This window comes from Corynebacterium guaraldiae, assembly GCF_053480195.1.
In genome coordinates, this window is sequence record NZ_JBRBAU010000009.1 from 1 (window position 1) to 11,608 (window position 11,608).

The following is an 11,608-nucleotide window of genomic DNA, read 5'->3' on the forward strand; positions in this document are numbered from 1 at the left end:
TCGACACTGCCTACAACCACTCTATGGGAATACGCAAAGGTCACATACGCTAAACCCCAACCCCCACCAACACAATCTGTCGTTTAACTCGACACGCCGGAAAACAACACGTTTTGTCGTTTAGGCCAAGGATGTCGACTAAGTTAAGCGAAAAGCTAAAGGGCGCTCACTGTGTGAGCGCCCTGTGGAGCATAGGGGAATCGAACCCCTGACCTTTGCATTGCGAACGCAACGCTCTACCAACTGAGCTAATGCCCCAATGCCTTTAGAGCGTACTCCTCTCGGTGAAAGCAACGAAATCACCCCCAGGACGGGCCTAATAAAACCTCAGGAGTTAACTTTTTTCACTCTAGTTGCGTGTCACTAGGGATAATGCACCTTCACCGGGCAGACAATGAGGGGTCTGAAAAAGTCTGTGGAAGGTTGTCATGCGCCGAAAAAGTGTTCTTGTCCGCTCCCTCATCGCCCTTGCAGCAGCCACGGCCCTGCCCAGCACGGCTACCGCTGCGGAGCTTCCTCATCCGGTGATTCAGCAGCCGACGTTGCCACAACTCCCCGACGTCCAGAAGGACCTTAAACAGCTGGAACAGGACGCCTACGACGCTCTTCCCAAGGAGCTGCAGAACAATCCCGTGTTTGCCGGCTCCTCGCGGCCCGCTCAGAAGCCCGCGCCGACCGGCAAACGGCAGTCGCAGTCGGTTGCTGATTCCACCTGCTCCAACTGCGTGGCTATCACCTATGACGATGGCCCCGGCGAGTTGACCGCTCAGCTCCTCGACACCCTGAAGGCCAAGGACGCCCACGCCAGCTTCATGGTCTTAGCTCCCAGTGCCACCGCGCACCCGGAGCTGCTGCGCCGCATGAAGGCTGAGGGCCACACCGTGGGAAACCACACCGCATCCCACCGCGAGCTCAACAAGCTCTCCCCCAGCGACGTGGACGGCGAGATCAAGGCCGGGGCCGCCGCAATCAAGGCAGCAACGGGTGAGAACCCTCGGTGGATGCGTCCCCCGTACGGTGCCACCAACGGCACTGTGGAGGCCGCTGCGAAGGCTAATGGCCAGGCGCAAGCCCTGTGGTCCGTCGACACCGTGGATTGGAAGGACCGCAATTCTCAGCACGTCTGCGAGGCCGCAGTCAACGGCGCGCAGCCCGGCTCCATCGTCCTCATGCACGACATTCACGCCACAACCGTAGGCGCCGCAGACTGCGTCATCGACGGACTGCGCGCGAAGGGCCTGGAGCCAGTCAGCCTCGACCGCCTCATCCCCAATCCGCAGGCGGGAAAGCAATACCTCACCCGCTAGCGCACAGCAGCCTGTTCTGGGACCAAACTAAAGGCACCTTATGCAGATTTCCGTATCCATCTACCTGGTGTTTTCGGGTCGGAGGTCTCCATATGGTGCCTTTAGTTTGGTCCTTTAACCCGCCCCTGTGTGACCAGTTTGGCCGAACGCGAAAAGCGCCCAGCGTTTCCGCCGGGCGCCTTCCACTTATGCTGTGGAGCATAGGAGAATCGAACTCCTGACCTTCTGCTTGCAAAGCAGATGCTCTACCAATTGAGCTAATGCCCCATTGTTCCGTGGTGGGCCTAGCTGGAATCGAACCAGCGACCTCATCGTTATCAGCGATGCGCTCTAACCGACTGAGCTATAGGCCCTTGACCGGAACGAGTAGTTACTCTACATAGGACCGGCGATCTATTACAAATCGCCTGGTCATATGTAGTTTTTCTCGGTGATATTCGCTAGTTATGCGGTTCGTCTTGGAGGCGAATCTTGAATCCACCGAAGACGTCCACGATGGCGTTGTAGATCACCGCCAGAAGCGGCGCCAGGATGGTCATCAGCACAGCGATGATGGCACCAAACAGTGCGGCCGCGGAGACGACCAACCCGAAGGAGACCTCAAAGCCGCCGCCAACACCGCCGACGAGGCTATTGAAGGAATCCCAGATGCCCGCCTGGTCAAGGCCGAGATACAACAGGCACACGGCGATGATCCAGGCGACGAGGCCGACGAGGGACATGGCCAAGCCAACGCGGAACGCCGACATGGGCGAAATCCGGGCTAGGTGAAGCTCTCGTCCAATCATGGGTTACTCCTCGTCCTTATCGGCATCCTTGCTTTCAGCTTCGTCCTGCTTGGAGTCTTCCCCAAGCTTGAGGTGCTCAGGCTTGACGTCCTCCACGGACTTCTCACCCTTGGCCACTGCCTGGGCATTCTCCTCGCCGTCGTCCTCCACGTTGCGGTCGATGGCCAGCAGTTCGACGTCGTCAGCCAGGTTAACCAAACGCACGCCCATGGTGGCGCGGGAGCTCGGGCGAATCTGGTTGACCTCAGTGCGCACCACGCCGCCGGCGGAGGTGATGGCGAAGATCTCGTCGTCCTCGTCCACAGCGATAGCCGCAATGAGCTTGCCGCGCTTCGGGGTGTACTTGAAGGTCATCACGCCGAGGCCGCCGCGGCCCTGCGGGGTGTACTCTTCGATGGCCGTGCGCTTGCCGTAGCCGCCGGAGGTGGCAACCAGGAGGAACTGACCGTCGTTGACCACAGACATGGACAACAGCTGGTCGTCGCCGCGGAAGCGCATGCCCTTCACGCCGGCGGTAGCGCGGCCCATTGGGCGGAGCTGGTCGTCGTCGGCAGTAAAGCGGATGGCCTGGCCCTGCTCAGAGGTGAGCAGGATGTCATCGCCCTCGTTGACCAGCTGGGCACCGATCAGCGCATCGCCCTCGTTGAGGTTGATGGCGATGAGCCCAGCGGAGCGTGCGGATTCGTAGTCGGTGAGGCGGGACTTCTTCACGCGGCCCTGCTGGGTAGCAAGGACGAGGTAAGGAGCGTCCTCATAGGACTGAATCTGGATGACCTGGGCGATCTTCTCCTCCGGCTGGAACTCCAGCAGGTTGGCCACGTGCTGGCCGCGGGCGGTGCGGCCTGCCTCCGGAAGCTCGTAGGCCTTGAGGCGGTAGACGCGGCCGAAGTTGGTGAAGAACAGGATCCAGTCGTGCGTGGAGCAGACGAAGAAGTTCTTGACAATATCGTCCTGCTTGAGCTCCGCGCCGCGCACGCCCTTACCACCGCGCTTCTGTGCCTTGTAGGCATCCACCTTGGTGCGCTTGGCGTAACCGGTAGCGGTGATGGTGACAACGACATTCTCGCGGGCAATGAGGTCTTCATCGGACACGTCACCGGAAGCGGCGACGATCTGGGTACGGCGCTCATCGCCGTACTTCTCGACGATCTCCTCCAGCTCATCGTGGACGATCTGGCGCTGGCGCTCCTCGCGGGCCAGGATGTCCTTGAGGTCCGCGATGATCTCCTCGATCTCCGCCAACTCATCAATGATCTTTTGACGTTCCAGGGCGGCCAGGCGACGCAGCTGCATAGCGAGGATGGCATCGGCCTGGACATCGTCGACGTCGAGAAGCGCCTTCAGGCCCTCGCGTGCCTCATCAACCGTGGGGGAACGGCGAATGAGCGCGATGACCTCATCGAGCATGTCGAGCGCCTTGACCAGGCCGCGCAGGATGTGGGCGCGCTTCTCGGCCTCATCGAGGCGGAACTGGGTGCGGCGGACGATGACCTCAATCTGGTGAGCCACGTAGTAGCTCAGCATCTGATCCAGGCGCAGGGTGCGCGGCACGCCATCAACGATGGAGAGCATGTTCGCACCGAAGGAGGTCTGCAGCTGGGAGTGCTTGTACAGGTTATTGAGCACCACGCGAGCCACGGCGTCACGCTTCAGGGTGACCACGATGCGCATACCCACGCGGTCAGAGGACTCGTCCTCGATCTTGGCAATACCGGCAATCTTGCCGTTGACCACGGACTCCGCGATGTTGGAGATCATGTTATCCGGGTTGACCTGGTAGGGCAGCTCAGTGATCACGATGGTCTGGCGGTTGCCCACCTCCTCAATGGAGGTCACGCCACGCATGCGGATGGAGCCGCGGCCGGTGGTGTAGGCATCCTTGATGCCTTGGTCGCCCACAATGAGGCCCGCAGTCGGGAAATCCGGGCCCTTAACACGCTCCATGCAGGCAGCCAAGGCTTCTTCCTCAGAAGCATTCGGGTTATCCAGCAGCCAGTAAATAGCCTCCGCCAACTCGTTGAGGTTGTGCGGCGGGATATTGGTGGCCATACCGACGGCGATACCGCCGGAGCCGTTCATCAGCAGGTTCGGAACGCGGGAGGGCAGGATAGTCGGCTCCTGCGTCTTGCCATCGTAGTTCGGCGCAAAGTCGACGGTGTTTTCGCGGATATCACGCACCATCTCCATCGCCAGCGGCGTCATACGGCACTCGGTATAACGCATAGCTGCCGGGCCGTCATTACCGCGGGAGCCGAAGTTACCCTGGCCATCGACCAGCGGGTAGCGCATGTTCCACGGCTGGGCTAGGCGCACGAGGGTGTCGTAGATAGCGATGTCACCGTGCGGGTGGAACTGGCCCATCGTGTCCGAGACCGGGCGGGCGGACTTTACGTAGCCGCGATCCGGTCGGTAGCCGGAGTCATACATGGCGTAGAGGATGCGGCGGTGGACAGGCTTAAGACCGTCACGCACCTCTGGCAGGGCGCGGCCGACAATGACGGACATGGCGTAGTCGATGTAGCTCGACTCCATCTCCTCATTGATGTCAATTGGTTGGATGCGATCGAAAAGATCACCGTTATTGTCGCTCATAACGCCCTATCCTACCTTCTAGGGCCGTATAAGGCCGTTTGTGGCACAGCTGTGGTATCACGATGATACCATGTCCTCTATGGCTATGACGCTGCGCCTGACCCCGGACCAAGACCATGCGCTGACCTTGTTGGCTTCCGCGCAAGGAACCTCCAAGCACGAGGCGGTGGTCCGCGCCGTTGTTGCGGCGGCCGCACGAACTCTCACCGATGCCGCCGTACAGGACACCGCGCGCCGGCTGCTGCCTGGGCGTTCAGAATTAGAAGCGGAGATCCGCCAGGCCCGAGGCGCACGCCAGTGAACGTGGAACAACTGCTCCTCGTCGCCCATGAATTTTGCCGGGCCCATCGGGTACGGATTAGTAATTTCGCAGCGCTAGCCGCCGCGGCCGCCGCGAGCACGGCCACCATTGAGGGAATTGCCGTTCATGGCAGCCGCGATGCGGCGGCGGAATCACTGGAGACAGTCTTGCGTTCTGTCCCCGCGCTCAGCGGAAAGAATGAAGAATTCGCGCGATTTTGCGCCGAGGTCTATCTTTCTGTTGCAGAAGTTATGTAAGTTAAACATGATAAAGAAGTCTCTATTCCCTTGTAGGAGGAATCCCCCTATGCCCTCGAAGTCTTTGAAGAAGTTCCTCGCCGCCAGTGTCGTGGCCACCACTCTCGCTACTGCCGCAACGCCGGCTGCGAGCGCTAAGACCGCCGACAATGACTGGCAGAAAAACCTCAACCCCGACTTCAAGCAGGGCGAAGCCGGCACCACCCTCACCGGTTCCTCGCCGTTCGACATGACGCTCATCATCGGCGGTAGCATCGCCGCCGCAGCAGCACTGCTCAAGCTGGTAGTGGATAACGTCCCGGCACTGCGCGCCCAGGTAGACGAGTTTGCCGCCCAGATCGGGATGGCCGGGTCCTCCGGTTCTTCTGAGAACAGCCGCCTCTACGAAGGTGGCCTCGACTTCGACCTCGAGCGCCTGGCCCGCACCAATGGCTTCCCGGAGATTGCTGACCAGCTCGCCGCGCTCAAGGCAGGCTCCACCGCACCGGCACAGTAAGCTCGCCTGTATGACAAACCTCACCCAGCTTCTCCAATCCCCTACCCGCAACGCCGTAGTGGCGGACTTGGCCACGGCCGCCGATGACACCGTCTCTTCGCTCTCCGGCATTTCCGGAATGGCCTTCAAAGGCGCTTTAGGCGCTGCCAAGAAGGCAGATTCTAAGGTCTTGTCCAAGGGAATCAACCACATGCTTCCGGAACTACTCAATAGCCTGGATTCCTACTGGAAGGAATTCGAAGGCTCTGAGCAGTCCGACTTCGGCACCTACCTGGAAGGGCGCAGCGCTGAGATTACCGCCGCCATCATGGCAACCGCGGACAAGGCCGCGGAGAATGTGAACGCGCCTGGCATCGCCCGCACCTACAAGTCCCTGCGTGGCAAGGCCTCCTCGATTCTGGAGCCCAACGTCGCGACCATCGGCAGCGTTCTGCAGCGCCATATGACTACTGTTTAAGCGCCTGCTTAACGACGAAATAAGACCAGCACCTCATATGAGGTGCTGGTCTTTGCGGGTTTTGACCTAGCGTTTAGACGTCGAGGAAGCGTACGTCCTTCGCGCGGCGGGTAATGAAGGAGCGGCGAGCAGACACGTCATCACCCATGAGGATGGAGAAGAGCTCGTCGGCGCGCTGGGCGTCCTCCAAATCCACACGGCGAAGCACGCGGGTGGTCGGATCCAGGGTGGTCTCCCACAACTCGGAGGCGTTCATCTCACCCAGACCCTTGTAGCGCTGGATGCCGTCATCCTTGTTGATCTTGCGTCCCTGCTCCAGGCCCTCAGCAAGCAGCTTGTCACGCTCGGCGTCGGAGAAGGCGTAGCCCGGCTGGCCCTTGCCCCACTTCAGCTTGTACAGCGGCGGGTTAGCCAGGAAGACGTGGCCATCCTCAACCAGCTGCGGCATGAAACGGAAGAGCAGGGTCAGCAGCAGCGTAGCGATGTGCTGGCCGTCGACGTCGGCATCGGCCATGAGCACGATCTTGTCATAGCGCAGCTTGGAAATGTCGAATTCTTCGTGGATGCCGGTGCCCAGGGCCGTGATGATGGCCTGAACCTCAGCGTTCTTGAGCACCTTGTCCATGCGGGCCTTTTCCACGTTGAGGATCTTGCCGCGCAGCGGCAGGATGGCCTGGAACATGGAATCGCGGCCGCCCTTGGCGGAACCACCTGCGGAGTCACCCTCCACGATGTAGAGCTCAGAAAGCTTCGAGTCCTTGGAACGGCAATCCGCCAACTTACCCGGAAGGCCACCGAGGTCACCGGCGGACTTACGGCGTACCAATTCGCGCGCCTTTCGCGCCGCCACGCGGGCGTGCGCAGAGGACACGGCCTTGTTGATGATGACCTTGGCCTCAGCCGGGTTGGCATCGAACCAATCGTTGAGGTGCTCGTTAACGGAACGCTGGACAAATCCTCGAATCTCCGAGTTACCCAGCTTCGTCTTGGTCTGGCCTTCGAACTGCGGATCCCCAACCTTGACGGAAATGACGGCGGCAAGGCCTTCGCGGCAATCTTCGCCGGAAAGGTTGCCATCCTTTTCCTTGAGGAGCTTGTGCTCCTTGGCATAGCGGTTCATCAGGGAGGTCAGCGCCGCGCGGAAGCCTTCCTCGTGCGTTCCGCCTTCGTGAGTATTAATGGTGTTGGCGAAGGTGTGGACGGACTGCTTGTAGCCCTGGTTCCACTGCAGCGCGATTTCCACCTCATGGTCCTCACCCTTAACGTCGAAGGCAACGATGGTGGGGTGGATGGCGGTCTTGTTCTTGTTGAGGTGCTCAACATAGTCCTGCAGACCGTTTGGGTAGTGGTAGGTGACTTCCTTCTTCTTTTTCTTGGACGCCTGGTCTTCGTCACCGTCGGCAGCCTCAGTGGACTCCCCCTTCTCATCCAGGCTGCTCAGGCTCACTGGGGCATCGCCAGCCTCGGCGATCTCCTCTAGTTCGGCCTGCTCCTTAGAGATGGCGCGCTCATCGCGCAGCACGATGGTCAGGCCCTTGTTCAGGAAGGCCATCTCCTGCAGGCGGCGAGCGATCGTGTCGTAATTAAACTCGACGGTCTCAAAGATCTCCGGGTCCGGCCAGAAGCGGATGGTGGTTCCGGTACCGCGAGCATTATCGCCTTCCACGAGTTCATCCGGGATGGCATTGTTGAAGTTCTGGTACCAGTGCTTGCCGTCGCGCTTGATATCTGCCTCGACGCGGGTGGACAAAGCATTGACCACGGAGATACCCACGCCGTGGAGGCCGCCGGAAACGGCATAGGATTCGGAGTCGAACTTACCGCCGGCATGCAGCTGGGTCATGACCACCTGGACGGTGGGAACGCCAGAGGCGTGCATCTCCACCGGGATACCACGGCCGTTATCGATAACTTCGATGCCGCCGTCTTCGCGGAGGGTGACGATGACCTTGTCGGCAAAGCCCGCCATCGCCTCATCGACGGAGTTGTCAACGATCTCCCAGATCAGGTGGTGCAGGCCACGGGCACCGGTGGAACCGATGTACATGCCGGGGCGCTTACGGACGGCTTCGAGGCCCTCCAGAATTGTGATTGACCCCGCATCATATGCGTGTTGTTCAGCCACGGATTCGTGTTCTCCTTTTGGCTAGAGCTAAATCTAAGACTCTAGCCATTCTACACTGTGTCCCCCCACGCAAGGGCACTGCACGCCCGTGAGAGCCCCAAATTTGCGTGAATTTCGCGGTCACCCAAAATCAGCCGTACGTATCTTGCGAACCTTGCGGCTTGACCCATTGGCGGCCCTCATAGTTGCGGTGCTGCTTGGGGCCCTGAATGTGCAGCTTAACCACCACGTCCGGGCCGAGGCGATCTGCAATCTTCTGCAAAATGGGGCGCTGCAGGTAGCGCAACTCGGTGGCCCAGCTGGAAGAATCACACGCCACGTAGACAACCTGCTCTTTGATGGTGAGCGGTTGCGTGTGCGCGGCGATGCGCTCGCCGACGAGGTTTTCCCAATTACCCATGACCCAACCATGAGCCAATTCGTGTTCCCAGCCGCGTTTGCCAATCTCTCGTTGAATCTGTGCGCCGAGGCTAGGGATCTCGAGGCTGCGGCGCCGGCGGCGGCCATCGGGTCCGCTCGGCCGGCCACGCCGATACGGCGTTGGCTGTTGCTCCGAAGGAGTCGGCGTCAGGTTCATCTTGGGAGCCGGCTTGTTTAGCTTCGGCGGATTCTTGGAATTACTTCGCGTGCGCTCGAAGAGCGCCTTGACCGGATCGAAGTCCTGCTCAGTCATCCTCGTCACCGCCCGCCGTATACGGAGTGATCTCGGAGATTCGGCCCTCGTCGGTGTCGCGCACTGTGACCGTAAAGCGTTCAATGGGCTGCAAATTTCCAGGCAAATCCTCATCCACCGCCGCAGTAATGAGCACCTGCTCCGCACCCGCGGCGAGGTGAACGAGCTTTTCGCGCCTTTTCGCATCGAGCTCGGCGAAGACATCATCAAGGATGAGAATCGGATCAGTGCCGTCTTGGCGCAGCAGGTTGAACTCCGCCAGCCGCAAGGAGATGGCATAGGACCAGGTCTCGCCGTGGCTGGCAAAGCCCTTGGCGGGGCTCGTGCCAAGGTTGAGCACCAGATCGTCGCGGTGCGGGCCAACGAGCGAGATGCCGCGTTCGATCTCTCGTTGACGCTTCGTGGCAAGCTCGGTGAGCATCATGGCCTCGATAACCTCGCGGTCTGAGATGTCCACGGTGGATTTGTAGTCAATGGCGGCCGGTCGCGACTCCGGGGCGAGCCCGGCATAAGCGGCGGGAATGTGCTCGCGGAGTTCGTCGACAAGCGCTAGGCGTGCCTGAATCACCTGCGCGCCGAGGGAAGACAGCTGCGTATCCCACACGTCGAGAGTGGCCAGCGCCGAGGCACCGTCACTGTCGCTGTAGCCCCGGCGCAAGCTTGGCGACGCCGACTTCAACAAGGCATTGCGCTGCTTCAGGACCTTGTCATAATCAGCTTTCACTCCCGCCAGGCGTGGCGTGCGGGAGGCAATGATGTCATCCAAATACTGGCGGCGTGCTGCAGGTTCGCCGCGCACGAGGGACAAATCCTCCGGGGAAAACAACACGGTTTTCACCACGCCAAGTAACTCGCGCGGGGACTTCAGGCGCGTGCGGTTGATCTGCGCCTGGTTGGCCGCGTGGGGTTTGATGAGCAAGTGCGCGGTGAGCTCTCTGCCCTGGTTCACCGCGGTGGCGGAGATGCGGGCATTGTGCGCGCCGTGGCGCACGAGGGGGGCATCGTGGGCCACACGGTGCGAAGAAAGATGCGCGGTATACCCGATGGCCTCGACGATATTGGTCTTGCCGAAACCGTTGCGGCCGACAAACAGGGTGATCCCCGGTTTCAGCCTGAGGGTGAGCTCGGGCCAGGAGCGGAAGTCCCTGACATCGAGATCGCGAATGTACATACGGCCTAGCCTGGCAAGCGCACTGGCATCAGCAGGTAGGTGAAATGAGTCTCCGGAGTCGGGAACGAGCCGTCCTCGTTGGCCGCTGGTAGCTCCTCCGGCTCCGGAATCATGATCGCAGGCCGCGAAGGCTCGGTAAAGCCAAAGACCACGCGGTCCGTGTGAACCACAGCCAAACCATCCTTGAGGTAGGACGGGTTGAAGGCGATGACGAAGTCCTCACGGCCGTTGAAAGCACAGGGCAGGGACTCGCTAGCGCGGCCAGAATCGGCGCCTGCTGCCAAGGTCACCTCGCCTTCGCGGAATTCCATGCGGATCTGCGCATTGCGATCCGTCAACAACGAGACGCGGCGGATGGCTTCCTGGAGCGGAGCAACCTCGATGCTGGCCATAGCGCTGTGGGTCTTGGGCAGCAAGGGTGCAACGTTGGGGAAATCCGCGTCCAGCATGCGGGTGGTGGTCTCGCGGTTATCCGCATGCAGGCCGAACAGGCCTTCCGCAGCGATGTTCTCACCAGTGCCCACGGCGATTTCAACCGGGATGTTGAGATGCGTGTCCAAGGAACGGCCGGTCTCCTGCAGCGTCTTGGCTGGGACGAGGAGCTTGGCCTGGACGTCAGGAGATACCGGCTCCCACTCGAAGGTGCGCATGGCCAGGCGGAAGCGGTCCGTCGCCGTCATTTCCACGTGGGAACCATTGATGTCGATGTGCACGCCAGTGAGCATCGGCAGGGTGTCATCCTTGCCGGCGGCCGCAACGACCTGGCTGATAGCTTCGACGAAGAGCTGCGGGTTAATGGTGCCGGTGACCTCCGGCAGGACAGGGAGCTGGGGGTAATCATCCAGCGGGATGAGCGGCAGCTCGAAGCGCGAAGAACCACAGGTCAACAGAACCTTGTTATCCTCCTGCGTCATCTCAATTTCCTTGTTGGGCAAGGAAGCAACGATGTCAGAGAGCAACTTACCGGCCACTGCGATGCGTCCCGGCTCATCCACCATGCCGGCGATGCGCACGCGGGTGGAAACCTCGTAGTCGAAGCCGGTGAATTCCAAACCATTGTCATCCGCGGTGATCAGCATGGCGCGCAGTACTGGTTGGGTGACCTTCGAAGGAAGGCTGCGCGCGACCCACGCTACGGCGTTAGCGAGATCATCTTTGGCAACGCGAAATGACACGGACTGCTCCATGATGGTGAGACGCTCCTCTAGTTGCGGATGGAAGATTCTTGCAAGCTCACTCCAACTTACAGGATCGGTGCCGAAGCACAGGATTTTGTCATTCACCTTCCCTGCTTTGCGATTTAAGCGCGCGACCGTGCAGGGCGCCGACGAATCACACACATCCTTTTTCTTCTTGGTTAGGGAGAAAACAAAATAGGAGTAGTAATAAGCGCTGTGGGATCTGTGGACAACCCGCTAAAAGCCAAGCTCTTCACGGTGAA

At 60.4% G+C, this 11,608-nt stretch carries 11 protein-coding genes and 3 tRNA genes; 5 read left to right on the forward strand and 9 right to left on the reverse strand.

Annotation, left to right across the window (positions count from 1 at the left end):
• Positions 1–185 precede the first annotated feature (185 nt).
• Positions 186–258: transfer RNA gene (locus ACUY3D_RS08110), tRNA-Ala, on the reverse strand.
• Between the two features lie 170 nt (positions 259–428).
• On the opposite strand from ACUY3D_RS08110, the gene ACUY3D_RS08115 reads away from it, so the two are divergent.
• The gene (locus ACUY3D_RS08115; RefSeq protein WP_144014950.1) at positions 429–1,307 is read left to right on the forward strand and encodes a polysaccharide deacetylase family protein; all 879 of its coding nucleotides are present in this window, start codon (positions 429–431) and stop codon (positions 1,305–1,307) included.
• A 194-nt stretch (positions 1,308–1,501) separates the two neighbouring features.
• Here ACUY3D_RS08115 and ACUY3D_RS08120 read toward each other — a convergent pair.
• The 4 genes from ACUY3D_RS08120 to gyrA form a co-directional block, all read right to left on the reverse strand.
• Positions 1,502–1,574: transfer RNA gene (locus ACUY3D_RS08120), tRNA-Ala, on the reverse strand.
• 9 nt (positions 1,575–1,583) lie between these two features.
• Positions 1,584–1,660, reverse strand: a tRNA-Ile gene (locus tag ACUY3D_RS08125).
• 87 nt (positions 1,661–1,747) lie between these two features.
• On the reverse strand, positions 1,748–2,095 hold the full coding sequence (locus ACUY3D_RS08130; protein WP_070521969.1) for a DUF3566 domain-containing protein: 348 nt from the start codon (positions 2,093–2,095) through the stop codon (positions 1,748–1,750).
• Positions 2,096–2,098: 3 nt separating this feature from the next.
• The gene (gene gyrA, locus ACUY3D_RS08135) at positions 2,099–4,687 is read right to left on the reverse strand and encodes a DNA gyrase subunit A (RefSeq protein WP_448240826.1); all 2,589 of its coding nucleotides are present in this window, start codon (positions 4,685–4,687) and stop codon (positions 2,099–2,101) included.
• 79 nt (positions 4,688–4,766) lie between these two features.
• Between gyrA and ACUY3D_RS08140 the strand changes: the two genes are divergently transcribed.
• From ACUY3D_RS08140 to ACUY3D_RS08155, 4 genes are read left to right on the forward strand one after another with little or no spacing between them, the layout of a single operon-like run.
• Entirely contained in the window at positions 4,767–4,988 is a 222-nt protein-coding gene (locus tag ACUY3D_RS08140) for a CopG family transcriptional regulator (protein WP_070533755.1), read from the forward strand.
• Positions 4,985–5,245: a cell filamentation protein Fic gene (locus tag ACUY3D_RS08145; RefSeq protein ID WP_143334957.1), complete on the forward strand. Its 261-nt coding sequence runs from the start codon at positions 4,985–4,987 to the stop codon at positions 5,243–5,245. The genes ACUY3D_RS08140 and ACUY3D_RS08145 overlap by 4 nt, the downstream gene beginning before the upstream one ends.
• Before the next feature lie 49 nt (positions 5,246–5,294).
• On the forward strand, positions 5,295–5,741 hold the full coding sequence (locus tag ACUY3D_RS08150; protein ID WP_143334958.1) for a hypothetical protein: 447 nt from the start codon (positions 5,295–5,297) through the stop codon (positions 5,739–5,741).
• A gap of 10 nt (positions 5,742–5,751) precedes the next feature.
• Positions 5,752–6,198, forward strand: coding sequence for a DUF6918 family protein (locus ACUY3D_RS08155; protein ID WP_070533582.1), 447 nt, complete (start codon positions 5,752–5,754; stop codon positions 6,196–6,198).
• Positions 6,199–6,271: 73 nt separating this feature from the next.
• Here ACUY3D_RS08155 and gyrB read toward each other — a convergent pair whose 3' ends face one another.
• The 4 genes from gyrB to dnaN form a co-directional block, all read right to left on the reverse strand.
• Positions 6,272–8,323 (reverse strand): DNA topoisomerase (ATP-hydrolyzing) subunit B, encoded by a 2,052-nt coding sequence (gene gyrB / locus ACUY3D_RS08160; RefSeq protein ID WP_070521954.1) that lies wholly within the window; start codon positions 8,321–8,323, stop codon positions 6,272–6,274.
• A 130-nt stretch (positions 8,324–8,453) separates the two neighbouring features.
• A complete protein-coding gene (locus ACUY3D_RS08165) occupies positions 8,454–8,996 on the reverse strand; it encodes a DciA family protein (RefSeq protein ID WP_070521951.1) in 543 nt (180 codons plus the stop codon).
• On the reverse strand, positions 8,989–10,167 hold the full coding sequence (gene recF / locus ACUY3D_RS08170) for a DNA replication/repair protein RecF (RefSeq protein ID WP_070533584.1): 1,179 nt from the start codon (positions 10,165–10,167) through the stop codon (positions 8,989–8,991). Before recF ends, ACUY3D_RS08165 begins: the two co-directional genes overlap by 8 nt.
• A 5-nt stretch (positions 10,168–10,172) precedes the next feature.
• Complete coding sequence (gene dnaN / locus ACUY3D_RS08175; protein WP_070533586.1) at positions 10,173–11,354, reverse strand: DNA polymerase III subunit beta; 1,182 nt, start codon at positions 11,352–11,354, stop codon at positions 10,173–10,175.
• Between the last annotated feature and the right edge of the window lie 254 nt (positions 11,355–11,608).